Origin of the sequence: Erwinia pyri, assembly GCF_030758455.1 — a bacterium.
GTDB classification, from domain to species: Bacteria; Pseudomonadota; Gammaproteobacteria; order Enterobacterales; family Enterobacteriaceae; genus Erwinia; species Erwinia pyri.
The window spans coordinates 3509765-3534492 of sequence record NZ_CP132353.1; the positions used below are offsets into that span (position 1 = coordinate 3509765).

At 54.9% G+C, this 24728-nt stretch carries 22 protein-coding genes; 8 read left to right on the top strand and 14 right to left on the bottom strand.

Annotated features, from left to right (window positions below; all coding sequences use genetic code 11):
- Positions 1 to 60 precede the first annotated feature (60 nt).
- Positions 61 to 948, bottom strand: a complete 888-nt coding sequence (locus tag Q3V30_RS16700) for a dihydrodipicolinate synthase family protein (RefSeq protein WP_306207600.1) — start codon at positions 946 to 948, stop codon at positions 61 to 63.
- Positions 949 to 1062: 114 nt separating this feature from the next.
- Here Q3V30_RS16700 and Q3V30_RS16705 point away from each other — a divergent pair, with 114 nt between their 5' ends.
- Positions 1063 to 1272, top strand: coding sequence for a hypothetical protein (locus Q3V30_RS16705; protein WP_306207602.1), 210 nt, complete (start codon positions 1063 to 1065; stop codon positions 1270 to 1272).
- Between the two features lie 66 nt (positions 1273 to 1338).
- Here Q3V30_RS16705 and Q3V30_RS16710 read toward each other — a convergent pair whose 3' ends face one another.
- Complete coding sequence (locus Q3V30_RS16710) at positions 1339 to 4443, bottom strand: efflux RND transporter permease subunit (RefSeq protein ID WP_306207604.1); 3105 nt, start codon at positions 4441 to 4443, stop codon at positions 1339 to 1341.
- A gap of 507 nt (positions 4444 to 4950) precedes the next feature.
- Here Q3V30_RS16710 and Q3V30_RS16715 point away from each other — a divergent pair.
- Positions 4951 to 6174 (top strand): oxalate decarboxylase family bicupin, encoded by a 1224-nt coding sequence (locus Q3V30_RS16715; RefSeq protein ID WP_306207606.1) that lies wholly within the window; start codon positions 4951 to 4953, stop codon positions 6172 to 6174.
- 29 nt (positions 6175 to 6203) lie between these two features.
- Here Q3V30_RS16715 and Q3V30_RS16720 read toward each other — a convergent pair whose 3' ends face one another.
- Positions 6204 to 6680, bottom strand: coding sequence for a nuclear transport factor 2 family protein (locus Q3V30_RS16720; protein ID WP_306207608.1), 477 nt, complete (start codon positions 6678 to 6680; stop codon positions 6204 to 6206).
- A 17-nt stretch (positions 6681 to 6697) separates the two neighbouring features.
- Positions 6698 to 6994, bottom strand: a complete 297-nt coding sequence (gene iraP / locus Q3V30_RS16725; protein WP_306207610.1) for an anti-adapter protein IraP — start codon at positions 6992 to 6994, stop codon at positions 6698 to 6700.
- Positions 6995 to 7345: 351 nt separating this feature from the next.
- Here iraP and Q3V30_RS16730 point away from each other — a divergent pair, with 351 nt between their 5' ends.
- The 4 genes from Q3V30_RS16730 (at position 7346) to Q3V30_RS16745 (ending at position 10502) form a co-directional block, all read left to right on the top strand.
- Positions 7346 to 7723 (top strand): hypothetical protein, encoded by a 378-nt coding sequence (locus Q3V30_RS16730; RefSeq protein WP_306207612.1) that lies wholly within the window; start codon positions 7346 to 7348, stop codon positions 7721 to 7723.
- A gap of 228 nt (positions 7724 to 7951) precedes the next feature.
- Complete coding sequence (locus Q3V30_RS16735; RefSeq protein ID WP_306207614.1) at positions 7952 to 9406, top strand: sugar porter family MFS transporter; 1455 nt, start codon at positions 7952 to 7954, stop codon at positions 9404 to 9406.
- Between the two features lie 105 nt (positions 9407 to 9511).
- Positions 9512 to 9709, top strand: coding sequence for a hypothetical protein (locus tag Q3V30_RS16740; RefSeq protein ID WP_306207616.1), 198 nt, complete (start codon positions 9512 to 9514; stop codon positions 9707 to 9709).
- A 1-nt stretch (position 9710) separates the two neighbouring features.
- Positions 9711 to 10502: a hypothetical protein gene (locus tag Q3V30_RS16745; RefSeq protein ID WP_306207618.1), complete on the top strand. Its 792-nt coding sequence runs from the start codon at positions 9711 to 9713 to the stop codon at positions 10500 to 10502.
- Here Q3V30_RS16745 and crcB read toward each other — a convergent pair.
- Entirely contained in the window at positions 10488 to 10865 is a 378-nt protein-coding gene (gene crcB, locus Q3V30_RS16750; protein WP_306207620.1) for a fluoride efflux transporter CrcB, read from the bottom strand. The genes Q3V30_RS16745 and crcB overlap by 15 nt on opposite strands.
- 146 nt (positions 10866 to 11011) lie before the next feature.
- On the opposite strand from crcB, the gene Q3V30_RS16755 reads away from it, so the two are divergent.
- Positions 11012 to 12052, top strand: a complete 1041-nt coding sequence (locus Q3V30_RS16755; RefSeq protein ID WP_306207622.1) for an FUSC family protein — start codon at positions 11012 to 11014, stop codon at positions 12050 to 12052.
- On the opposite strand, the gene Q3V30_RS16760 is transcribed toward Q3V30_RS16755, so the two are convergent.
- The 5 genes from Q3V30_RS16760 to Q3V30_RS16780 form a co-directional block, all read right to left on the bottom strand.
- A complete protein-coding gene (locus Q3V30_RS16760; RefSeq protein ID WP_306207624.1) occupies positions 12049 to 12696 on the bottom strand; it encodes a DapH/DapD/GlmU-related protein in 648 nt (215 codons plus the stop codon). The two genes, Q3V30_RS16755 and Q3V30_RS16760, sit on opposite strands and share 4 nt — an antisense overlap.
- 210 nt (positions 12697 to 12906) lie before the next feature.
- On the bottom strand, positions 12907 to 13071 hold the full coding sequence (locus Q3V30_RS16765) for a hypothetical protein (RefSeq protein ID WP_306207625.1): 165 nt from the start codon (positions 13069 to 13071) through the stop codon (positions 12907 to 12909).
- A 271-nt stretch (positions 13072 to 13342) separates the two neighbouring features.
- Positions 13343 to 14647: an MFS transporter gene (locus tag Q3V30_RS16770; RefSeq protein WP_306207627.1), complete on the bottom strand. Its 1305-nt coding sequence runs from the start codon at positions 14645 to 14647 to the stop codon at positions 13343 to 13345.
- Between the two features lie 319 nt (positions 14648 to 14966).
- Entirely contained in the window at positions 14967 to 15290 is a 324-nt protein-coding gene (locus Q3V30_RS16775) for an AzlD domain-containing protein (protein ID WP_306207629.1), read from the bottom strand.
- Complete coding sequence (locus Q3V30_RS16780; protein WP_306213233.1) at positions 15290 to 15949, bottom strand: AzlC family ABC transporter permease; 660 nt, start codon at positions 15947 to 15949, stop codon at positions 15290 to 15292. Before Q3V30_RS16780 ends, Q3V30_RS16775 begins: the two co-directional genes overlap by 1 nt.
- A 105-nt stretch (positions 15950 to 16054) precedes the next feature.
- On the opposite strand from Q3V30_RS16780, the gene Q3V30_RS16785 reads away from it, so the two are divergent.
- Entirely contained in the window at positions 16055 to 16603 is a 549-nt protein-coding gene (locus Q3V30_RS16785) for a helix-turn-helix domain-containing protein (RefSeq protein ID WP_306207631.1), read from the top strand.
- A 182-nt stretch (positions 16604 to 16785) separates the two neighbouring features.
- On the opposite strand, the gene glgX is transcribed toward Q3V30_RS16785, so the two are convergent.
- The 4 genes from glgX to Q3V30_RS16805 form a co-directional block, all read right to left on the bottom strand.
- Positions 16786 to 18861: a glycogen debranching protein GlgX gene (glgX, locus tag Q3V30_RS16790; protein ID WP_306207632.1), complete on the bottom strand. Its 2076-nt coding sequence runs from the start codon at positions 18859 to 18861 to the stop codon at positions 16786 to 16788.
- Positions 18862 to 18930: 69 nt separating this feature from the next.
- A complete protein-coding gene (treY, locus tag Q3V30_RS16795) occupies positions 18931 to 21402 on the bottom strand; it encodes a malto-oligosyltrehalose synthase (protein ID WP_428979268.1) in 2472 nt (823 codons plus the stop codon).
- A gap of 41 nt (positions 21403 to 21443) precedes the next feature.
- The gene (treZ, locus tag Q3V30_RS16800) at positions 21444 to 23228 is read right to left on the bottom strand and encodes a malto-oligosyltrehalose trehalohydrolase (protein WP_306207636.1); all 1785 of its coding nucleotides are present in this window, start codon (positions 23226 to 23228) and stop codon (positions 21444 to 21446) included.
- Positions 23229 to 23495: 267 nt separating this feature from the next.
- Complete coding sequence (locus Q3V30_RS16805; RefSeq protein ID WP_306207638.1) at positions 23496 to 24353, bottom strand: MBL fold metallo-hydrolase; 858 nt, start codon at positions 24351 to 24353, stop codon at positions 23496 to 23498.
- Between the last annotated feature and the right edge of the window lie 375 nt (positions 24354 to 24728).

Sequence of the window (24728 nt, forward strand, 5' to 3'; positions counted from 1 at the left end):
TCTCTTTGACCGTTTACCGGACACTGAGACAGGCCGCTTTTCCCTTCCTCTGCCTTCGGGTTACACGCTCTTCAGTTCACGCAGCACCGCTTCCACTTTTCGACACTCCTCCGCTCTCAGCGGTAACAGAGGCCGTGGTAAGACGGGCGTACAGATCCCCATAATCTCCACTGCGCAATACATGACGCGCAGGCTGCTGAGCGTTTTAAACAGCGTCCACATTGGCTGAAGTTCGGCATTCAGCAGGGCAAGCCGATCGCCATCCCCCTGGCGCGCTGCTAAAGCCAGCGACATCGCCTGCGCGGGCAGTAAACCGCCCAACACGCTATACCAGGTATCGCCTCCGGCTAACATCGCTTCAGGTGCGTGCCAGTCCACGCTGAACCCCAGAGCAAAATCCCGAGGAAAGTGCGCTCTCAATGAGGAGATAAAAGCGCTGTCGGTCCGCTCTGAAGAGGGATACTTCAGCGCCTTGACGCCAGGCAGACTGGCAAGCCGGGCCAGTAAAGCGGGCGTAAAGGTAAAGTGTGTTGTCCCCGGATTGTTATAGATACAGAGAGGTAATGAAGTGCTCTCAGAGACTGCAACAAAATGCTGAAAGACCTCTTCTTCGGTTAGCGGCGTATAGGAAACAGGGGCCAGCAGCAGTGCATCGGCACCTGCCTCTTCAGCATCCTGCGCCAGGGCAATTGCCTCATCGGTGCGGAGTGCACCCGCGCTGACCATAACCGGCACGCTGCCCTGCAGGCAATTTACCGTAGCCTCAATCGCCCTTCGCTTCTCTTCCCGGCGAAGAAAGGCATAAAGCCCCGTACTGCCAAGAAGCCCCACTGAATCGACATCAGCCTGCCTGAGCCGTAGCACGATTTTTTCAAGCGCTGCGACATCAACCTCACCTCCCGTGTTAAGCGGTGTGACAGGAAAAGCAGAAAGCCCATGAAATTGCATTATCACCTCCCTCCTGAGTAGAGACTTTTGTTATATCACCTCTACTCAGGAGGGGAAACGTGCGGCTCATAGCCTATACTTACCGCTGGGTCTGTTTCATCACAGGAGCGAGCGATGTTGATTGGGTTTGTTCTGCTTGTCAGCGCCTGCGGTTACGATGCCTGCGATGCACTGCCCGTGTCAGAGCATATTTTTCCTACTCAGGTAGCGTGTGAGCAAATGGCGGGACGTATTCATCAGCGGAGGCCTGATGCCGTGCTGCTGTGCGGTGAGGTGCACCGGCAGGAAGGTACCGAGATGACGGTGGTGAAGGGAGAGAAATGATCTGCCCGGTAGCTTAACGCCGCAGCAGCTCGTCTCTGCAGGTGAACCTGCAGAGACGGCAAGATTTTATTTAGTCGCGCGGTGCCGGGTGAGGTAATGCTTCACCAGCACAAAGAACAGCGGCACAAAAAATAGTGCCAGTACGGTACCTGCCAGCGTGCCCCCGATAATGCCAGTGCCGATAGCAATACGGCTGTTGGCCCCGGCTCCGGTGGCCACCGCCAGCGGGATAACGCCAGCAATAAATGCCAGAGAAGTCATCATAATGGGTCGTAAGCGCGTCCGCGCCGCCTGCAGCGCGGCACTACTCAGCGAGCTGCCTTGTCTGACGGCCTCTTCAGCAAACTCAATAATCAGGATCGCATTCTTGGAGGTTAGCCCGACAGTGGTTAACAACGCCACCTGAAAATAGATGTCATTGCTCAATCCTCGCAGTGCGACAGCCAGCACCGTCCCCAGCACGCCGAGCGGAACCGCTAACAGTACCGAGAAGGGCACTGACCAGCTCTCATACAGCGCAGCCAGACAGAGAAAGACCACCAGGATCGAAATCGCATACAGCGTGGTTGACTGGCCGCCAGCCTGTTTCTCCTGCAGTGAAAGGCCGCTCCATGCGCCCGTCGTGCCGGCAGGCAGCTGGTTTGCCAGCCGCTCAATGGTATTCATCGCCTCCCCAGAACTGTAACCCTCTGCATTCTGTCCCTGGATCTCATAGGAGGCGGAGCCGTTATAACGGTTAAGACTTTCCGGCCCCATACTCCAGCGGGTAGATGCAAAGGCAGAGAATGGCGTCATGCCGCCCTCGCTGTTACGGATATACCATTTACCCAAATCAGAGGGGGTCGAACGATACTCTCCCTCGCCCTGGACATACACGCGCTTAACGCGTCCACGGTCGATAAAGTCGTTGATATAGGCACCGCCCCAAGCGCTGGTTAAAGTATCGGTCACATCGTCCAGTTGCAGGCCCAGGGCGACCGCTTTATTGGTATCAATATCGACCTGCAGCTGCGGTGTTTGCGGCAGGATATTAGCCCTTACCGCCATCAGCTCCGGACTCTGCGCGGCGCCTTGCAGTAGCCGATCCCGCAGACTTTCCAGCTCGCTACGGGTAGTGCCGCCACTCGCTAACAATTCATAAGTAAAGCCGCTGTTCTGTCCCAGCCCCGGTACAGAAGGCGGCGTCAGGGCAAAGATCTGGGCATCGCGTATTGTTGACAGCGCAGCGGTTGCGCGACCGGCTATCGCATCAGCGGAGTTTTCACGGCCTGGTCGTTGATCCCAGTTTTTGAGCTTGATAAACGCCATGCCTGCGTTTTGCGCCGCACCGCTGAAGTTGAAACCGTTGATGGTGAATACCACATCAATGTTCGCTTTCTCTTTACTCAGGAACCAGTCAACAATCTGTTTGTTTACCGCTTCGGTGCGACTGGCCGTCGCGCCGGCAGGGAGTGTCGCCTGCAACATAATACTGCCCTGATCCTCGCCAGGCAGGAAACTGCCTGGCAGGCGGGTAAACATCACAAACAGCACCACCCCTATTGCCGCATAGAGTGACACCATAATCAGCGGACGGCGCAAGGTACTCACTACTTTGCGGCGATATTTGCGCTCTGTGGCGGAATAGAAGCGGTTAAAGCCGCCGAAGAGCCCTTTACGGTGCGGTGTTCCGGGCCGGAGCAACAGGCCACACAGCGCCGGCGTTAAGGTGAGCGCTACCAGCACTGAAAAGGACATCGCGGCAATAATCGTGACGGAGAATTGTCGGTAAATTACCCCCGTTGAGCCGGCAAAAAACGCCATGGGTAGAAACACGGCTGACAGCACCAGGGCGATTGCGATCAGCGCACCGGAAATCTCTTTCATCGACTTCTCGGTCGCTTCTCTGGCGGGCAGGCCTTCATCGTGCATGATGCGCTCTACGTTCTCCACGACCACAATGGCGTCATCCACCAGCAGCCCGATCGCCAGCACCATAGCAAACAGCGTCAGGGTATTGATGGTATAGCCACCGAGAGCCAGCACGCCAAAGGTTCCAAGCAGCACCACCGGCACCGCTAACGCAGGGATCAGTGTGGCGCGAATGTTCTGCAGAAACAGATACATCACCACCACCACCAGCGCAATAGCTTCAATCAGCGTGATAACCACATCTTCGACTGAGATTTTAATAAAGTCAGTGCTGTCTAATGCGTAAGCCACTTCGTAGCCCGCCGGCATAGAGTGGCGGTACTCCTCCACTTTATTTTTCACCAGCGTAGCGGTATCGAGCGCGTTGGCGCCCGGCGCGAGCATCACCCCGACCCCGGCAGCAGGATGACCGTTTAATCGGGTGGTCATATCATAGGATTCACCGCCCAGTTCAACCCTGGCTACGTCGCCAACGCGCACGATGGCGCCACTTTTATCGCTTTTAACGATAATGTTGCGAAACTGCTCGGGTGTCTGTAATCGCGACTGGGCTCTGACAGTGGCAGTGAGCTGCTGATTTTCAGGAGAAGGCAGGCCGCCGATTTTACCGGCTGAAACCTGAATATTCTGTGAGTGAATAGCCGACGTCACGTCAGAAGGTTGCAGAGAGTAGGAACTTAGCTTGAACGGATCCAGCCAGATACGCATCGCATACTGGCCGCCAAAAACCTGGATATCCCCCACTCCCTCGGTTCTCGCCAGCGGCTCCTGCATATTGCTCACCAACCAGTCGCCAATATCGGTGCTGTTGCTTCTGCCGCTGGTGTCATACAACCCCATCACCAGCAAAAAGTTCGACTGCGATTTGGTTACCGTGACGCCAAGCTGCTGCACTTCGCTGGGCAGACGTGAGAGCGCCTGCTGCACCTTATTCTGTACCTGAACCTGTGCAGTATCAGGATCGGTTCCCTGGCTGAAGGTCACGGTCACCGTGACGTTTCCCTGCGAGCTGCTGCTGGAGGTGAAATAGAGCAGGTGATCCAGCCCGGTAAGCTGCTGCTCAATCACCTGCGTAACGCTGTTTTCCAGCGTCTCCGCCGAAGCGCCAGTATAGGTCGCGCTGATATTCACCGATGGCGGCGCCACATCAGGATATTGCTCAACGGGTAACAAGGTGATGGAGAGTGCGCCAAGCAGCATGATTAAAATGGCGACAACCCACGCGAAGACGGGACGATAAATGAAAAAGCGAGAAAACATCAGAGGGGTCTCTTCCTTTTTAGACGAGCGCTAAGCCTGCATTCCTGCAGATTGTTTATCACAATGGCTGCGCTGATTATAGTGCGTAACCTTCCTGCTAAACACCCTGATGATATCTTTTCTTAATCCACCGCAATAACGCGGCTACGCTACGCCTTGCCCGGTGAACAACGCGCTTAATCTGGTTTTGATACTTAAGTCTTAATCATGTAATCAGTAACTTTTTATTACGTCTGTTACTGCTGCCACTAAGTAAACCCTGCCTAAACAGACCTTATCAATTAGGCTTTTAGTGCGAAAATAGCCGCTCATTTACGCTTGAACTTATACCAGCACTAAACGCATTCTTTTTTCTTCAACAGAATAAATAGCCATTTTCTCTTAAGCTTTCTGTTCATTCCTGAGGACGTTACAAATATGTTAAACGCTTAATTCTTTCTCTGTTTATAACGGTATGGCAGGCGAACGACTGCCTCTCACCGATTAACAGAGAATGGAGTAACGTTAATGACGACATTATCCAGAAGACGTTTTATGGCCTTTGCCGCAGGCGGCACGGTCGCGCTGGCTGCCGGTCAGGTGCATGCTCATGATAACAGCATTAAGGCTTATCCGGCGGGTGGCCAGCCGGGTGGCCGCGATCCTGGCCCTCACGATCCGATACGTGAAGCAGAAAATCCCGATATCGTTGATCCTCCGGCGACCGACAGCGGCACATTGCCTAATCTGCGTTACTCATTCAGTGATGCCCATGTCCGCAAGGGCAGCGGTGGCTGGACAAGGCAGGTATCACAGCGCGAATTAGGCATCTCCACCACCATCGCCGGGGTCGATATGCGTCTGAACGCTGGTGGCATCAGAGAGCTACACTGGCATAAGGAGGGGGAGTGGGCCTACATGACTTTTGGCACGGCACGCGTCACGGCCTTTGATACTCAAGGCGGGTGGTTTGTTGATGACATTGAAGCTGGCGATCTCTGGTACTTTCCACCTGGCATACCCCACTCCATTCAGGGACTGGGACCCGATGGATGCCAATTCTTAATAGCCTTTGATAACGGTAATTTCGATGAGGACAGTACCTTTCTTCTCTCCGACTGGTTTAAACATATCCCGCCAGAGATCCTTGCCAAAAACTTCCAGCTACCGGTGTCGACTTTTTCAAAGCTCCCTTCCCCTGATGAGGAGTATATTTTTGCCGGCCAGGTTCCGGGCTCTCTCTCGTCTGACACTATCCAGGGAGCGGCAAAATCCAAAATCAGTTTCACTCACCGAATGTTAGCGCAGGAGCCTGTTAAGTCCGCTGGCGGCACAGTGAGAATTACCGACTCCTCAAACTTCCCGGTTTCAAAAACGATTGCTGCAGCCCTGGTCGAAATTGAGCCTGGCGGACTCCGTGAGCTGCACTGGCATCCCAATAATGATGAGTGGCAATATTATCTGGAAGGGGAAGGACGCATGGGGGTGTTTGCCTCGTCGGGCAAGGCCAGAACCTTTGACTACCGGGCAGGGGATGTTGGCTATGTTCCCTTCGCCATGGGTCATTACATTGAAAATACCGGCAAAGGTAAGCTACGTTTCCTTGAGTTATTCAAAAGCGATTATTACTCGGATATCTCTCTGAATCAGTGGCTGGCCAGCACGCCGCCGGAACTGGTGAAGCAACATCTGCAGCTTGACGACACATTTATCAGTGCCCTCTCACTGAATAAACAGCCGGTGGTGAAGTAGAGAGATCCACTGAATGATGCACAGGGATATTACAGTCCCAGCTCACTCAGGCCCGGATGATCGTCCGGGCGCCTTCCCAGCGGCCAGTGATATTTGCGTTCCGTCTCGTCGATCGGCATATCGTTGATGCAGGCAAAGCGCTTCGCCATCAACCCATTGTCGTCAAACTCCCAGTTCTCGTTGCCGTAAGAGCGGAACCAGTTGCCTGAGTCATCATGCCATTCATAGGCGTAGCGTACGGCAATGCGGTTGCCTTCAAAGGCCCATAGCTCTTTGATCAGGCGGTAATCCAGCTCTTTTCTCCACTTCCGGCTGAGAAACGCTTCCGCTTCCTGGCGGTTAGTGACAAATTCTGCGCGATTACGCCACTGGGTCTCCAGCGTATAGGCCTGAGCCACTTTTTGCGCGTTACGGCTGTTCCAGCCATCCTCGGCTAATCTCACTTTTTCGATAGCGCTCTCGCGGGTGAAAGGCGGTAACGGCGGGCGGTTTTCAACGTCAGACATTCTCATCTCCTTCAGAATCAACTCGGTTCTGCCGCATTAGCTTTCTCATCGACATAACGCGTAACGGCCAGCAGTCTGTTTACATGCGTCAGCAGCAGATCAACGTCTGACTGCAGAAAGCCTTTGCCAGAGCTTGAGGCCGCCACGATGGCGTTCTGAATGTTTTCAGAAATATTTGATGCACCTTCTTTGCCTGCAGTCAGTAACAGCGCGGCAATCAATAAAGACTGGGCCTCAACTTGTGCAGTCAGTTCCTTCGCATCCACGTCAATTTTGGCAATCTTCATCAACATGTCGATTACTAACTGTTTCATAACCCAGCTCCTGAGATGATTTTTTCATGAAATTACCACCACCTCAGGTAAAGAGTAAACAGGATTTAGCGGTTTACGAAGACTATGAGTCACGTTTTCTCCACTCTTTCAATACGTTAACCTGGCAGGTTAATGAAAGAATATGACATCACTCCCTGCAAATTTTCTGAAAAATGGTGGCAGCAATGGCGAAGCGGCAAAATTAGTCTAGATTTAATCATCCACACGGCCTTCCATCCGGCGTGGTGCTATCCCTCATTTTAATTATTTGCACGACGACGTTATTCCGCCCGCTGTCCAGGGCGGTTTTTTTGAACTACACACAGAGAAAAACGGAGAGGTTAATCCGTCATGGATAAAATGCATTTTTATCAGAGGCTCACGCGCTGGCAGCATCTGCGCTTCAATGACGTTGTTCTGCGCGAGCGTCCCGATACGCAGGCCTGGAACAAAAAGTATGAAATTTACATCCAGGATAAAACCAAACTATCTGCTCAGCTTTACATTCGTACCACGCAACCTGGCGAAGATGTCACTCTCGTCATGGCGGAGTACCTTTCATGGCTGGAGGATTATAACGATGATGAGAGTGTTGTGACCGCAGCGCAGGAGAGCGCACCCGCCTCGCTTAACAAGCTCAAAGAGAGCTGTCGGCCGCGCTCGGGAACGCATCAACCCCGTATTCATACCCCGACACCTGCGGCAAGATATACCCGAAGCCTGTCGTGACCGTCAGGCTGCCGGAAGCTATTCCGGCAGCCTGCTTAAGGCGTTTATCTCATTGCATTCCAAAACTGCTGTCACTGCTCCATCGTCCCCGCCCCTGCCCGGCATCCTGCCAGAATGAAATTTAATTACGTTTTTTCCTGTCAAATTCCCGTTCCTGGATTAGATTAAAAGGTCTGTGATCCCCATCACAGCCAATCAGAATAATTACATAATTCCAGGGAGTAACTTGTGACTGATTCATCTAACAGCGGCAAATCGGGCACGGCAGCGGCTTCACCGCAGTCAACCGAGCCGCTGGTTAAAGTAATTGCGTTTATTGCCACGCTGGGCGGCCTGCTTTTCGGCTATGACACCGGCGTGATTGCTGGTGCTTTACTGTTTATGAAGCACGACCTGCACCTGACCTCGCTGACCACCGGCATGGTGACCAGCTTCCTGATTCTGGGATCGGCCATTGGCGCCATCTGCGCGGGACATTTAGCCGACCGTTTCGGCCGTAAAAAAGTGATCCTGGTAATGGCGGTGATCTTTATGTGCGGCTCGTTGGGATGCGCAATGGCGCCCAACGTCGTGATGATGATTATCTTTCGCTTTATTCTGGGCCTGGCCGTGGGCAGCGCGGCGGCGATTGTGCCGATCTATATCGCGGAAATCGTTCCGGCCAACCGCCGCTGGCAGTTTGTCACGCTGCAGGAGCTGATGATTGTCTCCGGCCAGCTGATCGCTTACACCAGCAACGCGGCGATCAATGAAGTCTGGGGTGGAGAGACCACCTGGCGCTGGATGCTTGGCGTAGCCTGTGTGCCGGCGGTTATCCTCTGGGTCGGTATGCTTTTCCTGCCGGATACGCCGCGCTGGTACGCCATGCATGGCCGCTACCGTGAAGCCCGCGACGTGCTGGAGCGAACCCGCCAGTCCCGTATGGTGGAAAAAGAGATGGGCGAGATCCGCAAATCCATGGACTCCAAAAGCCAGAAGCATGCCCGTCGTCAAAAAACCATTTCCGTCTGGATGAAGCGGCTGGTGGCGCTGGGCATCGGTATTGCCATGCTGCAACAGCTCTCCGGCGTGAACACCATCATGTTTTATGCGCCCACGATGTTGCAGGCTACTGGCCTGGGCACCAATGCATCGCTGCTGGCCACCATCGCCAACGGTGTGATTTCGGTGGTGATGACCTTCGTCGGCATCATGATGCTGAGCCGCTTTGGCCGTCGTCCGCTGCTGCTGGTGGGGCAAATTGGCTGTACCTGTACGCTGCTGGCTATCGGACTGGTCACCTGGCTGATGCCGGAAACGGTGCAGGGAGAACCAGACGTGTTACGCAGCTATCTGGTCCTGGCAGGCATGTTGATCTTCCTCTGCTTCCAGCAGGGCGCACTCTCACCGGTCACCTGGCTGCTGCTGTCAGAAATTTTCCCGATGCGTATTCGCGGCATGGCCAACGGGATTTCCGTCTTTGCCATGCAGATGACCAACTTTTCCATCGCGTTTATGTTTCCGATCCTGCTGGAAGCTTTTGGTCTGACGACCTGCTTCTTTGCTTTTGCCGCTATCGGCGTCGCTGGCGGCATCTTTGCTATTATTTTTGCGCCTGAAACGCAGGGCAAAACGCTGGAGCAGATTGAGAAGCATTTCAAAAAACATCTTCAGGACGAGCCCGCCCCGCAATCAGGGAGCTAAAAATCTGTGCCACGGAGGGCACCTTCGCCTGCTTTCACACTATTCTGATAGAAGTCTGCCGCACTGGCGGCCAGGCTTACTCTCTGTTCATCAGGAAGGATTGCTATGTTCAAGCTTTTGTTTTCCCTTTTCTCCAGCCCTGAAGCGTTGTTGCAGGTTATGAGCCAGCGCGATATCGAAGAGTCGATCGAAGAAGGTGAGCGCATTCTTATTGATGAAGATGGCGGCGCTACGGTCAATATCGCCAGCGCTGAGGTTCATCAGGATTTCGCCCGCCACGTTAATGCGCTGAAGAGGGCCTGAGATGGGAACGGCAATATTTATGGTGCTGATGGTGTGCGGTTACTGGTACACCAGCCGGGACCTCTCCACCCGCTTTAAAGTAAAACGTTCATTTGGCTGGGATGTCTACTTCCTGGTTGCTCTTTATGGCTGTATTTTTGTCCTGCAAGGGGTGATTGCTACCGGTCTTGTCTGGCTGGTGCTACTGGCCGTTTCCGCCCTCTTTAACGCCATACCTGAACTGAGCGACGGCCTGCACCGCCACTGGCAGATTGAGTTTATGAACTGGAGCTTTCTGGGTATCCAGGCGCCGGTGGTTATCATGCTCGCTTTCGCAGTGGCGTTCTGTATCTATCGCTCAAGCTGGTCCGGCAGCGCCAGGCTTAACAGTACAGGCCGTAAAAAACTCTATAAGAAACTGACCCGCGCCAATGGCGTCGAAGGGCTGCTGTTTCAGTGCATGGAGGAGGGAGAACTCGCCTGGGTGACCCTGAAATCCCGCCGCATCTATATCGGCATGATCCATACGGCCACCTATGAAACGACTTCCACTTCAAATTTAGTGCTTATTCCCATGCTGAGCGGTTATCGCGATGGCAAGACGCTAAACCTCAATATTGAGCACAACTACAGCAAATGGTATGCCGAGCACAACATCACCATGGACTCTGAACCCAAGTCCGCCATGGCCTTTCGCAAGGTAATTATGCTGGATCAGGTCGAAAGCCTGTCGCTGTTTGATGCAGCCAGCGCCAGCGCGCTGGCGCTGGAGCCGGAAGAGCCCAAAGTTGAAATTACCCTAGACCAGAAGTGAAACCAGCCAGAAGCCGGCAAAGGTCATCAGCAGCGACCCAATCACATGCGTGAACACAGAAGTCATCGCCCAGAGATAATTGCCGGAGTGCATCAGGGTGACGATCTCCAGCGAGAAGGTGGAGAACGTGGTTAATCCTCCGCAGAAGCCGGTAATGATTAACAGCTTCCAGGCGGGATCGAGTTCAGGATTACGCAGGAAAAAGGCCATCGCGGCCCCGATGATAAAACCGCCGGCCAGGTTTACCGTCAGCGTGCCGGGAGGAAGGCTTGGGAAGAGCGCATTCAGACGAAGCGAGAGCAGCCAGCGAAGCAGGCTGCCTGCGGCTCCACCCACGGCAATTGCAATTAACGACTTGATCATAATCTCCTCAAAAGGGTACACCCCTGCTCTGGAGCACCAGCCTACTCAGCAAAGATTTTTTTGCAAGCGGCATCTGAGGGAGAGGTAAAACAGCTTTCAGAGAGAACCCATTCCTGCTTTTTATTTTCTGCAACAGTGAGTTGATTATGCTTCTTCCCGCCGCGCTAAAACAGGATATGTTACTTGGCCTCTGTTGCCTGCCCGCGATCGTGGTGATTTATCTGGTAGGGTTCAGGTTGGATCAGGTTCCGGCAGCCAGCGTGATGGCCAGCGGCGCGCTGACGCTGGCGTTCGGTGCCAGTAAAACCTGGGGAGGCTCCGCCTTCTCTCTGCTTCTGACCACCTGTATTGGCCTGGCCATCTCTACCTGGCTTGGCTGCCTGACCGGCAACGTGATGCCGCTCTATATTGCAGGCGCCATGCTTTATGCTGGCGTGTATGTCGCCCTCGCCAACGTGGATAACAGCGCCTGGTGGATGGTATTGCAGTGGTCAGTGGCCTACCTGGTGTCGGGGTATTATGCCGGAACGCTGGAGCACGCCTCCGGACGCGCCGCACTGACCGGCTCGGGCGGCCTGTTGCAAATGGCCTTCCTTTATCTGGTTTTCCGGCGCTATCCGTTTCATCGCAAAGATATCAGCCCTTACGCCTGGCTGATGTTTTTCCGGGTTACGCTGCGTAAGTACAAACACAAAATTCATCTGCAATGGTCCGTTTTCTACGCCCTGCTGACGATGTGTCTGGCGTTGAGCACCGTGGAGATTTTTCAGATGAAAAATGGCTACTGGGCGGGAATGACGCTGCTTTTCTGCCTGAGGAATAATTACAAAGATACTTTTTCACGGGTCCAGGCAAGAGTGCTGGGAACGTTGATGGGCACCATTCTGGCGGCGACGCTGATTAGCTACTGGCACAGTCCGCTGTTCCTGGTCTGTGGCTTTATTTTCAGCGGCTATATCGCGTTCACCTTCTCCTATTCGCTGATCTCAAAATCCTATTTTGTCTTTACCTTTTTTGTCACGCTGATGGTGGTGTTTATGATCTCAAGCCTGGGCCTGTCGCAAACGGAAGTGGCCACCCACCGGCTGGAGGCCACGGCGCTGGGCGGCGTATTTGCGCTGATGGGGGTACCGATGACGCGGCTCTTTACCCGCAGACAAATCGTTAAAAAGTCTTCCGGCGATTAGCGTGACTGAGTGTGCGGATCCCACCGGTCGCAAAATGCCTCGATATCAGAGGATTTGAACGCTCCCAGATGCGCCATGATGTCGCTCATCGGCCACTCCCACCAGGCGATTCGTGAAAGCCGCTGAGCTGTCTCACGCGAGAACCGCTCTTTGATCGCCCGCGCGGGCACGCCCCCTACAATCGTGTAGGGGGCAACATTTTTGGTGACCACTGCACCAGCGGCCAGTACCGCGCCATCACCCACCACGACGCCCGGTAACACCGTCACCCCATGACCAATCCAGACGTCATGACCAATAACCACTTTGTCCGCCCGGCGGGCAGCAAAGAACTCCCGGTCGCGCTCTGCGGTGGTGCTGTAATATTCAGGACAGTAGGTAAAGCGGTGCTGCGAGGCGCGACTGATCGGGTGATTCGGCGCGCCCAGACGCACGTTGGCGGCAATAGCGGTGAATTTGCCGATGATCGTATCCGCCACGGTGCAATAAGGGCCGAGATAGGAGTAGTCACCCAGGCTGGCGTACTCAAGGTGAGTGTGAGCCAGAATTTCGCAACAGCGGCCGATCTGAGTCTCGCGCAGGGTCACGCTCTCATCGATAAAGGTCTCGGCTAATTTCGGCTGATGCAGTTCAATAACGGTCATGTGCGCCTCATCTGGTTGGACATCTGGATGAGTGCCGTCCGCTGGCGCTCATCAGGTTACTTTCAGAAGAGGCTACTCTGGCATAGCTTGATGACAGCTTTGTGGAGAGGAGATGACAGAATCATCCCGGGCAGGGCTTCTCTCCTCAGGCGGCAGCTCAGGCGAGGCTGTTGAAGAATGGAATAACAGAACGCCATCGGCCAGTCAGTCTCACCCGCTGTTCTGGCTGGCAGGTGGAGAGGAATCTCTGTCGTTTTCCGCAGCATCTGACCAACAGAGTTCTAAAAATGTCTGCTGTTTTGGTGTCAGTAACCATCCCGCAAAGGGGCCTGTCTCTACCTCCTGGGCGCGATCTTCTGCACTTTTGTCACTCATCTTTAACTCCCCCACCAGATAAGCAGGGCCCAACAGGCAATGCATCCTGCGATGACCCCCAGCCAGACTAATCCTCTGATTGACATGCAATCCCCTATTCGGACCATCTATTACTGTAAAGTGGTAACAGTATAAACAATCACCAGAAGTGATCAACTTTAGGATTAAACTGAAGGCAAAAGAGCGCGTTTTGGTCTCTGTTCTGGCGGCAATTAAAATATCAGCAACTTTGCAGGTTGAATAATGTTCACCCTGTTTACGAGTCAGGAAATCAGCGAGTATCGGGGCTGGTTTCCGCTTCCCCAGTTTCCGCCTCCGTATCAACCATCGCCGCCTGGATATCTTCTTCCGTAATGGTAGGATTCAGCGCTGCGGCTAATGGCGAGCTGGTTAAACTGTCCGGCAAAGCGACATGGGGGATAGGCGCTTCAGTCACGATCTGTGGCGTTCTGCTGGTAAACCAGCTGGTTACGGCGATCACGCCGCCGCAAAGGCAGAAAAAGGCGTAGAGCATATTGCCCCCCAGCGGCTGCATAATCGCCCCGGTGATCAGCGGACCAATACAGGCACCTATCCCAAAGGCCATCAGCAGGCATGCGGTGAGCGAGACCCTTCTCTCCGGCGCGACGCTGTCGTTCGCCATCGCTACGATCAGCGGATAGAGCGAGAACTGCATCATGCTGGTGACAAAGGCTGCAGCCACGGCCCAGAGAAAACTTATCTGCAGACCCAGCGTCAGAGGCAGCGCGGCCAGGGTATAGAGCGCTGCGGTGTACATCAGCAGGCGGTTGCGATCGATGCGGTCAGAGAGCCAGCTCAGCGGGAATTGGGAGATTAACCCGGCAAAAATGGTAATGGCCATAAACAGGCCGGTTTGCTGCGTGCTGAATCCCAGCTGGCTGGTATAGACCGGCGCCATGCCGTAAAAAGCGCCGACGGCCATGCCGGTGGCCAGCGTATTCAGCAGGATTTTAGGGATAGCGCGGAAGAAATAGCCCAGCTCCATAGGGGCTGGCGTCATGGGATGCGCATTGGTGCGGGTAGTCAGGGCAATGGGTACCAGGCAGAGCGCAAAGCAGAGCGCCACAATCAGCAGGCTGGAGCTGCCCGAGCCAATCTGCGTCATCAGCATCACCTGCCCTGCTGAAAGCCCCAGATAAGTCGCCACCATGTAGAAACCAAAAATCAGCCCGCGCTGTCCGGTTTCAGCCCCGTCGTTCAGCCAGCTCTCCAGCACCATATACTGGCACATCATGCAGAGACCGATAATCAGCCGCAGGAATATCCACATAGGCAGGAAATCGGTCAGGCCGTGACCCAGCACAGAGGCGGTGATAATCCCGGCACAGGAAACATAGGCACGGATATGCCCCACGCGGGCGATCAGGTTATGTCCAACCTTGCCCCCCAGCACCAGCCCAAAATAGTTAGCGGCGGTGATGGCGCCAATCAGGCTGCCGCTAACCTGCTCGTGGGCCAGACGCAGCGAAACGTAAGTGGTTAACAGGCCGGAGCCCAGCAGCATTAACAACGTGGTGCTATAAAGCGGTAAAAAAGTGCCGAGGACTTTTTTCATGACGGCTCCCTGTCGCAGTCGTTCCGGGAAAACTCAACCTGAACCGTCAACAGTAGTCGCTATTGCGACAGACAGGCAAGTTGGTAAGCGATCTTGCAGAGCATTCCCAGCGGAGAGAAAAAAGAGCAGAGAGGGCTAAAGTTTTCGGCCAATCTTACCGATGTAGTGGTTACTTAACCTAAACCGCCAACCAAAATCATGTACTTTTTTAAACCTATCGAACTCGTCTTGCTCTCTGTCACGCTGGCCTACTGCTTCACGATGTCTTCCTGGTTCTGGTAGCCTGAGCGTGGCGGGCTGCCCTTCGGCAGGTCAGCGTTCAGGGAATACCGGCAAAGCGCAACAGGGCTGTTACCAGCGCAGCAGCCACGATCACCACAATCAACGGCATTTTTCGCCAGGCAAGCACTACCGCCACCGCCACGCCAAATACCCGTGCCGTGCCGGCAAAATGGTCACCTTCATAGAAAGTGTTTCCCAGCGCTACCGCAAACAACAGCGTGGTGGCAGCATCCGACAGCAGTGCCCGGGAGCGATCCGACAGCGCCATCCGGCTCCCTAACTTCACTCCAGCAAACCGCATCAGGTAAGTTCCAACCGATAAAACGGCGATGCCTGTCACCAAAAGCGCGGCAGATGTCATTATTTCTTCCTCGTCAGTAAACCGAGCATAGAGAGTAAAACCGGCAGGCCGGCAGCCACAAACGGGGTAGCCAGTAGTGAGAGCGCAGCGCCGCTGGAGGCGCGGATCAGCGTGGTCCGGGATTTAAAAGAAGGGATCACCAACGCCAGTAAAATGGCGGGAAATACGGCATCCAGGCCGGTAGCACTGATATCCGGCACCCGTTTGCCAACCGCACTGCCAAGCAGCGCCCCCAGGGGCCAGATGGTCGCCACGCCAAGCCCACAGAGCCAGTAGGCCGCTTTACGCTGCGCAGGCGTGGATTGGGACAAACCAAAGACCACGCTCTCATCATTCATGATGTGGCAGCCAAGCAGCCCCTGCAGGCGTGTACCGACCAGATCGCGAACGGCGATCCCAAACGGGAAATGGCGGGCGTTGACCAGCAGACCCGCTACCGCCGCCGCCAGAGGATTGCCGCCGCTGGCCACAATGGCGATAAACATAAATTCAGAAGCGCCAGCCAGCACAAAGAGGGTTGAGGTTATGGGTACCCACAAAGGAAAACCGTAGGCGCTGGCAAGGGATCCATAGGAGGCGCCCACCACACCAACCGCCAGACAAACCAGGAAAATGGCTTTTTTCGTCTCCGCAGATAAACAGGCAAAACGGGAACTCATCATCAAACAATTACCCAAGCGAACGAATCAGCCATTATAATGAACGCGACCAAACACCTAATCAAGCGAACATTTTGTTCGTTTTAATGAACGATAAGGGCAGGCATGACTCAGCCGATCAGCATAATTGCCAAAAGTCTGGTTCGGGAACGGACGCGGACTGGCCTCTCTCTGGCTGAAATTGCCAGAAGAGCGGGCATAGCAAAATCAACGCTGTCCCAGCTGGAAGCAGGTAACGGCAACCCCAGTATTGAAACGCTGTGGGCGCTCTGCGTCGCCCTGAATATTCCTTTCGCCAAATTACTGGAACCTGCCGCCCATACGACGCAGGTCATCAGGCGTGGAGAAGGGAACAAAGTGGTGGCTGAACATGCCGACTATCAGGCTATTTTGCTGGCAAGCTGCCCGCCGGGCGCACGAAGGGATATCTATTTATTGCTCACCGAACCCGGTTCCGACCGGTTATCCCATCCGCATACGCCAGGATCGGTAGAGCATATTATTGTCACTCAGGGGCGCGCCTTGTTAGGGCTAAAAAGCTCGCCAGAGATATTAACGGCAGGTGACTATATTTGCTACCCGGGCGATCGGGAACATATTTTTAAAGCGCTGGAGCCCGGAACCGTGGCGATTCTGGTTGCAGAGCAGAATTAAGCTTTATTAAGGGCGACTTTCAGAAGCGTCGAACTGGAAGAGCAGCAATCGGAAGCGCTGGGCAGGATGCGCCACCGTGTTAAATGATTATCTCTTGAGGTGGGTAACGCTGGTTGCGTTATAAAGTGACGACCCTGGCCGCAACAGGCGGACCCGTTGCGGCCAGGGGCAAAACGACGCGCTTAAGGCCTTCTGAACAGGGCGATGCTGCGCCCTTCCAGCTCAAAATCCTTCTCTTTATTGATAACCAGACCACGTTTAGCGGTATCTGAAGTGGTTAACTCCAGCACCCACCCCCCTTCCCCGAACTGCGGGATCAGGAACGGCACGTTGCCTTCAAACGGGTTGATCAGCATCAGCACATCGTGCCAGATACCCTCCTCCGCCTGCAGATCGGGACGGCCAAGATAGACACCCAGCGTCAGCCCTTCATCCCACTGCTCCGACTGCTGGAAGCCTCCGCCCGCGTTGAACCACTTGATATCCATGCCATCCCGCCAGTTCTCCCGGCGTAGCAGAGGCTGCTCTGACCGTAGCTTGATGACATGGCGGGTAAACTCACGCAGCGCCTCGCCGGACTCCGTCATATTCTTCCAGTTAATCCAGGAGAGTTCGTTATCCTGACAATAGCCATTATTGTTGCCATCCTGACTCCGACCGAACTCATCTCCTGCAAGCAGCATCGGCGTACCGTGAGAAAAGAGCAGCGTGGCGAGGAAATTGCGCTTCTGACGTTCACGCACCGCATTGATGCCCTCATCATCCGTTGCTCCTTCCGCCCCATAATTATAGGAACGGTTATCGTTGTGGCCGTCGTTGTTGTCCTCGCCGTTGGCGTCGTTGTGCTTCTCATTATAAGAGACGAGATCGTTAAGCGTGAAGCCATCATGAGCGGTGATAAAGTTAACGCTCGCCCAGGGACGACGGCCACGAAGATCGTAGAGATCGCCGGAGCCGAGCAGGCGTGCAGCAAAGTCGGTAGAGACATTGTTGCCTTTCCAGTATTCGCGCACCGTATCGCGATATTTGTCGTTCCACTCCGCCCAGCCAGGCGGGAAGCCGCCCACCTGATAGCCGCCGGGGCCGATATCCCACGGCTCCCCGATCAGCTTCAGCTTAGAGAGGACCGGATCCTGCATCATGGCGTCGAAAAAGCCGCCGCGTTCATTAAACCCTTCCGGCTCGCGGCCCAGAATAGTGCCGAGATCGAAGCGGAAACCATCAATATGCATCGACTCTGCCCAGTATCGCAGCGAATCCATCACCATCTGCAGCACGCGCGGATGGGAGGTGTTCACCGTGTTACCGGTACCGGTATCGTTGATGTAATAACGGTGCTGGTCCGGCAGCGTGCGGTAATAGGAAAAGTTGTCGATGCCCTTGAAGGAGAGGGTCGGACCCAGTTCATTCCCTTCCGCCGTGTGGTTGTACACCACATCCAGGATCACCTCGATCCCCGCATCGTGAAACGCCCGCACCATGTCGCGGAATCCCTGAATGCCCTTCGGACCGAAATAGCGTGAAGCGGGCGCAAAAAAGCCCAGGGTGTTATAGCCCCAGAAATTTTTCAGCCCTTTATCCAGCAGATGCTGATCGTCCGGGAACCAGTGGATCGGCAGCAGTTCAACCGAGGTGATGCCCAGACTTTTGATGTAATCGACCGAGGCGACATGGCCCATCCCTTCATAGGTGCCGCGAAGCTCCTCAGGAATAGCGGGATTTAGCTGCGTAAATCCTTTCACATGGGCTTCATAAACCACGGTTTCCGGCCAGGTTACGTTGGGGCGGTTATTATCCTGCCAGTCGAATTCGTTGGGATTGATAACCCGGCATTTCGGCATAAAGGGCGCGCTGTCCTGCGTGTCATAGGTCAGGTCTTTATCTTCATGCAACAGCTCATAGGCAAAGTGCGCCTCATTCCAGTCGATATCGCCAGCCAGCTCGCGCGCATAAGGGTCCAGCAGCAGCTTGTGCGGATTAAAGCGGTGACCGTTTTCCGGATCGTAAGGGCCATGTACGCGATAGCCATAGAGCGCACCGGGTTGCAGGCCCGGAACAAATCCATGCCAGATTTCATTGGTATACTCCGGCAGCTCCAGCCTTGCGATCTCCGTTTTGCCGCTGGGATCGTAAAGGCAAAGCTCAACGCGCTCGGCGTGGGCGGAGAAGAGCGCAAAATTCACCCCTTCCCCTTCAAAATTGGCACCCAGAACCAGGCCGTGCCCTGCCGTAATTTCATAAGAATGACCGTTTGACATCTCTGGCTCTCCATTAGGTAACAGAAATTCACCTGCAAAGGTAAGTTATTATGTTTTAATCTTTCTATATCAGACTGTTACAAACGTCACGGGCAGATAACCCCGGGCGGTGCCCAGCGCTGTCCGCTCGCTCAGTATCTTCTCTTCTCCGGTCAGAATGTTGCGATAGCGACGATTAGCGAGCCGTTCCGGCAGGAGCAGCTCAGTCTCCGCGCACCAGTCGGAAGCGGCCAGGCTGCCCAACTCGTTAAATACCAGCCGCGGGGCAATAACTATTACCGCCTCATCCCCCTCCGCGCGTGCAAACGCCAGCACGTTTTCCGCCCGCTTACCGGCAGCAGTTAGCGGTAGATAGTCTCCCCGGCGAAACAGCGCGCGCTTCTGCTGACGCAGTTGCAGATGCGTGGCAATGATCTGCTGCTTGAGCTGGCCACTGAGCCAGTGCTCTTGCGTGAAGGCAACAGGTGAAGAGAGCTGTTGCGCAAGCTGCGTGAAATCGGGTTCACGACGGTTATCGGGGTCCACCAGGCTGAAGTTCAGCCCCTCGCTACCCTGATAGATATCCGGCACGCCAGGTGCCGTGAGCTTAACCACCGTCTGGGTAAGGCTGTTAACCAGCCCGGCGTGAATAAAGGGTTGCATCGCCTGGGTAAAATCTTGCAGGAAGGTATGATTCGCTGGTGAAAGCAGGTTCCTGGCATAGCTGAACACCGCCTCTTCATAGACTTCGTTACTGTCTGCCCAGTCCGTGCGCAGCTTGGCTTCCCGCAACGCTTTTTCCACAAATGCCAGGAACCGCTCTTCCAGCGCTTTCAACCCTGATGAATCATCCGGTTGCAGCATCACCGGCCAGGCCCCTGCCAGCGCCTGATAGAGCATCCATTCCACGGCTGGCTTTGGTGCCGGGCCATCTTCAAGCTGGCTGATTTCTGCCTGGTTCATCTTACGCCAGCGGGCGATGCACTCCGCCCAGCGATTCGGGGCTTCTGTCAGCGTATAGAGTCGCGCTCGCGCATCTTCGCCACGTTTGGTGTCGTGCGTTGAGGTACCAGAGAGGGCATCCGGCTGCGTTTCCAGCCGCGTAGTCATCTCTTTATGGAAACGATCCAGCGAGAAGGTGCGCGGTATCGGCTCTGCGCCAACCTCGTTGAGCGCCAGCTCCATGTTTTGCCGGAAGAAGAGCGTATCCTCTACCGATTTCGCCATCAGCGGCCCGGTAAGCTGCTGGAAGCGGGTGCGGAAAAGCGCAGCCTCTGCTGAAGCTTGCTGAGCAACGTCGCCAGAGAGGATCCGGGTCAGGAAATTCAGCGCTTCAGGATCGGGCGCACTCTTGCCGGTGGCGATCCTTCTGGTGATTTTTTGCAGAAGATCGCTGTCTGCCACAGTCAACCCTTCAGGTGTGCCGTAGGTACGGTAAACCGGGAAAGCTACCAGCAGTTCACGCAGAGCAGCCCGAACAGCTTTCTCCTCCAGCGCCGCACCATCATCGCTGGCGACATTCATCGCCAGCTTAAGCAGCGTGGTGAATTCACCCTCAAAGTTTCTGTCCGCCATCAGCAGCTTGGCCAATCGCAGTTCAGCCTGCATATCTACCGGCTTGCCCACCAGCTGGTCATACGCCTGGCGCAGCTCGCTGATCTTGCTGCCATCCACTAACGCCTCAGAAAGCGCAGCGATAAATTCATAACCAGTGGTACCGGAAACGGGCCAGTCAGCCGGAAGCTGCTCCCCTTCGCCGAGGATCTTCTCCACGGTGATGTAACACTCCGGCCCCGCTTCCTGCCGCAGACGCTCAAGGTAGCTTTTCGGATCGGCCAGGCCATCGACATGATCCACCCGCAGCCCGTCAACGATGCCGGAATGCACCAGTTCCAGGATTAACCGGTGCGCATCGTCAAAGACACCCTTATCTTCTACTCGCACGCCCGCAAGACCGGTGATCTCAAAGAAGCGGCGGTAGGAGAGATCGTGCGGGGCATCCCGCCACGACATCAGACGCCAGGGCTGCTGCTCATGTAATTCGGCAATCGCGCTCTTATCGGTAAGGGCGAGAACTTCCGCCTCCCTTCCCTGCCACGACGCGGGCGTGAGGGGGTAAAAATTATCAAAATAGGCCAGCGCAGGCCTGCCGGTTTGCGGATCGGGCCTGATGCTAATCTCGCCATTTTCCAGCACGGTGGCAAAATCATCCCCCAGGAAAGGCAGGGTCAGGCGGCGCGACCAGTTGATATCAAAATAGTGGGCGTAGCGGCTGCTTTCACCATGCTCAATCACGTCGCGCCACCAGGAATTCTCCAGCGAAGCGGCCATATGGTTGGGTACGATGTCGAGGATCAGCCCCAGGCCAGCCTGCTTCAACGCGCTGACCATACGGTCAAACCCTTCCCGGCCGCCAATTTCAGGCTCTATCTCATTGGCGTTGGTCACGTCATAGCCGTGGGTTGAGCCGGTTGTGGCGGTAAAAATGGGCGAAGCATAAAGATGGCTGATGCCAAGCTGTTGCAGATAGGGCACTAGCGCTGCGGCACGGTCGAAAGTCATGCCGTTACGGAACTGAATCCGGTAGGTGGCGGAAGGAATATTCACCTGGCCTCTCCTGTAGCAAAGCGGACAAGAATGCTGTTTTGCGGCAGGCTGTCCTCTTCCGGCCAGGCGAAAAGCGTCTTGCCGGGCTGAAGCGGGATCGGCTGCGCACGCTCGCCAATATTAAACGCCATCGACAGCGTTCCCTGCGGGAACCGCCAGCTGACGGCAACGAAACCTTCTGCTGTTTTCACGATCTCGCCGCTGGCTCTCTCACCGGTGGCAAGCAGCGGCACAATGTGCTGCTGGCGCAGCGCCAGCAGCTTTTTACTGAACGCCAGCCACTCAGCGCCTTGCGGGGCGTGCGGCTTTGACCAGTCCAGTTTCGACATCGTGAACGTCTGCTCTGCGTTAGGATCGGGCACGCTTTCGCCCTCAAAATCGCCGTGGCCTGCAAACTCGCGCGCACGCCCCTCCCGCACCGCTTTGGCCAGATCGCCGTGGAAATCGGTGAAGAACAGGAATGGGTTGGTTTCCCCATACTCCTCGCCCATAAACATCAGCGGGATGTGTGGCGATAAAAGCAGCGTGGCGAGCATCACTTTAGTGCGCCCGGTACCCGCCAGCTCGATCAGCCGTTCTCCCTGAGAGCGGTTGCCGATCTGATCGTGGTTCTGAATAAAATCAACAAAGGTTTCCGGCGGCTGCCCGGTGCTGACTACGCCGCGCTTTTCTCCTGACTGCGGTGAGATTTCACCCTGATAAGCGAAGCCTTCTGTGAGAATACGGGCCACCAGTTTTTCCGGCTCTTTAGCGAAGTCCTGATAATAGGCCTGCGTTTCGCCCGTGGCGAAGACATGGACGGCATTGTGGAAATCATCATTCCACTCCCCGGTAAACAGCGGAACGGAGCCATCCTCACCGCGAGGGTGCAGGAAGATAACGTTGCGGCTGTCTTCGGTAGTGAGATGAATGGGCCTGTCGCTGATTTCAGCGCGGATATGTTCAGCGATATCGATCAGCACATGTTTATGGGAAACGTCTTCAATCTGGTCAATGGCATCAAAGCGGAGACCGTCCAGGTTGAACTCCTTCAGCCAGTAGAGCGGCGCTTCCAGGATATAGCGCCGCACGGCATCCACATCATAAGCGATACCCGCGCCCCATGGCGTCATGCGCTCTTTATGGAAGAAGTCTGGCGCCAGCAGCGGCAGATAATTGCCCTCAGGGCCAAAATGGTTAAGCACGATGTCGAGCACCACCGAAAGACCAACGCCATGGGCAGCATCAACAAATGCCTTCACATCATCCGGCGAACCATAAGCCGCATGGGGTGCATAGAGCAGCACGCCATCGTAGCCCCAGCCCCGGTTGCCGCCAAAGTGCGACAGGGGCAAAAGCTCGATCTGGGTAATGCCGAGGTCGGCTAAATAGGGTAATTTTTCCATCGCGGCCTGAAAGGTCCCTTCAGGGGTGAAGGTACCGACATGCATCTCGTAAACCACCGTTTCCGCCCACGGACGGCCGCGCCAGCCGTTGTTTTTCCACGTGTAGCTGGTGGGATCGATGACCAGCGAAGGGCCATTTACCTCTGACTTTTGCGCGCGCGAGGCTGGATCCGGCACAACCATCCCGTCGCTTAAGACAAAATTATATTCTGCGCCAGGCGGAACGTCCGCAACCAGCAGCTCAAACCAGCCCTCACCCGCTGGCTGCATCTCTCTCTCCTGGCCTGCCAGTCTGAGTGTGACCTGGCGCTGCCCTGTTGCCCAGAGGCGAAAACGCACCTCACCGGAGGCGAGATATTCGGCTCCCCAACTTTTTTGATACGATCTGGACCCCATTCAATTGCCTCGCTTGACTCATAAGTGATCAACGGATGGCACCAGCAGAACAGGGTTCCGCTGATGCGAGCATGCATTGCCTGACGCGATCTGAAGGCCGTAGGGGTTGGCGCTGCTCTGGAAGCCGTGAAGCGGCTGTTCCACAGAGTGGGAACGCTGACCCCTTGTCCGGAAAACCGGGATAAAGCCAGCATACGCAGAGTAATCATAGACCATGGCGTAGGGGTTTGAACTGCCGCTGCGCTTTGCTGAAGCTGTTATGCCGGTTCAGGTACGTGACCCCGTACCACCCGTAGCTGGAAGAGGGAGAAAAGATTCCAGTTCCTTAAGGTCATGACTGCAAAACAGCCTTACGTTGGCAGAAGGCATACAGGCCAGCTCCCGCAACCGCTGCTGATTTTTGCGCCGGGCGTGCTGGTCCGCTGCCATGAACCACTGATAAAACCGCAGCCCTGGCGTACAGTGGCGCTGAAGTCCCTGCATTTCACCGCGGTAAAACCAGGCATCTCCTCCATGCAATAACCAGCCTTCCGCGGTCTTGATGGCGATGCCCGCATGCCCCAGCGTGTGGCCGGCAAGCGGAATCAGCAATATTTCAGGAGGAAGCCCCTCAAGCGCGTTAACCGAGTCAAAGCCAAACCACTTTTCACCCTGTGCCTGATAGCCCGCCCAGCCTGACGATCCGCTCCATTGCGCCGGGCGATAACGTGAACGCGCCAGCCAGCTGTGGCGGGACTGAGCAGTATCAATTTCCTGCTGCATCAGATGTATTTTCGCCTCCGGGAAATCGGTGAGGCCGCCGGCATGATCGAAATCAAGATGGGTAAGAATAATATGTCTGACATCGCTGGCTGAATATCCCAGCGCCTTAATCTGAGATAAAGCCGTTAGCGTTTCTCTTCGCTGAATATTATTCAAAAAGCGGAAAAAACCTGCAATACGGTTATCCGCCATTCTGATGTCATCCCGCCCAAAGCCGGTATCCACCAGAATCAGGCCGTGCGCATCTGTTTCAATAAGCAGGCAATGGCAGGCCAGGTGAGCCTTAATCCCTTTACTGAATCCATCATAAAAGGCGCCACCGTAGGGGCACATGCAGCCACAATTAAGGTGTCTGATTTTCATATCACTCCTTATGCTCCTGACTGAGACCCGAATTTACGGGCAGCGCCAGCGAGTTCACTCTTTCAGCCGTCCCGGCGATCGTTCCCGCCGGGTTTCCGGCTTGCCAGAACAGGCGCAGAGCAGAGATAAAATGCTACCTGGTTATCAGGATTAATAGCCTGCTGACTTAACGCAATGAGGATCATAAATTCACGGTTATCTTAAAGCAGCAATGACGTTTATTAGCCTGAGACTTAGCTGTAAGGGTATACAAAACGGTCGTGGCTGCAGATTGATTAGGATTATTCTTATTCAGCCCGAACGTGCTGATGGAAAAGGACTATTTTTTGCAGAGATAAAGGTGTGAGGTTATTTTAAGTCAGGGCTTTAATATAA

What these genes read in the sequence shown, in the direction of transcription:
- Q3V30_RS16700 (WP_306207600.1), bottom strand. Translation starts at nt 948, where the DNA reads ATGCAATTTCATGGGCTTTCTGCTTTTCCTGTCACACCGCTTAACACG.
- treZ (WP_306207636.1), bottom strand. Translation starts at nt 23,228, where the DNA reads ATGGGGTCCAGATCGTATCAAAAAAGTTGGGGAGCCGAATATCTCGCC.
- Q3V30_RS16745 (WP_306207618.1), top strand. Translation starts at nt 9,711, where the DNA reads ATGGGAACGGCAATATTTATGGTGCTGATGGTGTGCGGTTACTGGTAC.
- Q3V30_RS16770 (WP_306207627.1), bottom strand. Translation starts at nt 14,647, where the DNA reads ATGAAAAAAGTCCTCGGCACTTTTTTACCGCTTTATAGCACCACGTTG.
- iraP (WP_306207610.1), bottom strand. Translation starts at nt 6,994, where the DNA reads ATGAAACAGTTAGTAATCGACATGTTGATGAAGATTGCCAAAATTGAC.
- Q3V30_RS16715 (WP_306207606.1), top strand. Translation starts at nt 4,951, where the DNA reads ATGACGACATTATCCAGAAGACGTTTTATGGCCTTTGCCGCAGGCGGC.
- Q3V30_RS16805 (WP_306207638.1), bottom strand. Translation starts at nt 24,353, where the DNA reads ATGAAAATCAGACACCTTAATTGTGGCTGCATGTGCCCCTACGGTGGC.
- glgX (WP_306207632.1), bottom strand. Translation starts at nt 18,861, where the DNA reads ATGTCAAACGGTCATTCTTATGAAATTACGGCAGGGCACGGCCTGGTT.
- treY (WP_428979268.1), bottom strand. Translation starts at nt 21,402, where the DNA reads ATGACTTTCGACCGTGCCGCAGCGCTAGTGCCCTATCTGCAACAGCTT.
- Q3V30_RS16740 (WP_306207616.1), top strand. Translation starts at nt 9,512, where the DNA reads ATGTTCAAGCTTTTGTTTTCCCTTTTCTCCAGCCCTGAAGCGTTGTTG.
- Q3V30_RS16780 (WP_306213233.1), bottom strand. Translation starts at nt 15,949, where the DNA reads ATGAGTTCCCGTTTTGCCTGTTTATCTGCGGAGACGAAAAAAGCCATT.
- crcB (WP_306207620.1), bottom strand. Translation starts at nt 10,865, where the DNA reads ATGATCAAGTCGTTAATTGCAATTGCCGTGGGTGGAGCCGCAGGCAGC.
- Q3V30_RS16705 (WP_306207602.1), top strand. Translation starts at nt 1,063, where the DNA reads ATGTTGATTGGGTTTGTTCTGCTTGTCAGCGCCTGCGGTTACGATGCC.
- Q3V30_RS16755 (WP_306207622.1), top strand. Translation starts at nt 11,012, where the DNA reads ATGCTTCTTCCCGCCGCGCTAAAACAGGATATGTTACTTGGCCTCTGT.
- Q3V30_RS16785 (WP_306207631.1), top strand. Translation starts at nt 16,055, where the DNA reads ATGACTCAGCCGATCAGCATAATTGCCAAAAGTCTGGTTCGGGAACGG.
- Q3V30_RS16730 (WP_306207612.1), top strand. Translation starts at nt 7,346, where the DNA reads ATGGATAAAATGCATTTTTATCAGAGGCTCACGCGCTGGCAGCATCTG.
- Q3V30_RS16710 (WP_306207604.1), bottom strand. Translation starts at nt 4,443, where the DNA reads ATGTTTTCTCGCTTTTTCATTTATCGTCCCGTCTTCGCGTGGGTTGTC.
- Q3V30_RS16760 (WP_306207624.1), bottom strand. Translation starts at nt 12,696, where the DNA reads ATGACCGTTATTGAACTGCATCAGCCGAAATTAGCCGAGACCTTTATC.
- Q3V30_RS16765 (WP_306207625.1), bottom strand. Translation starts at nt 13,071, where the DNA reads ATGAGTGACAAAAGTGCAGAAGATCGCGCCCAGGAGGTAGAGACAGGC.
- Q3V30_RS16720 (WP_306207608.1), bottom strand. Translation starts at nt 6,680, where the DNA reads ATGTCTGACGTTGAAAACCGCCCGCCGTTACCGCCTTTCACCCGCGAG.
- Q3V30_RS16775 (WP_306207629.1), bottom strand. Translation starts at nt 15,290, where the DNA reads ATGACATCTGCCGCGCTTTTGGTGACAGGCATCGCCGTTTTATCGGTT.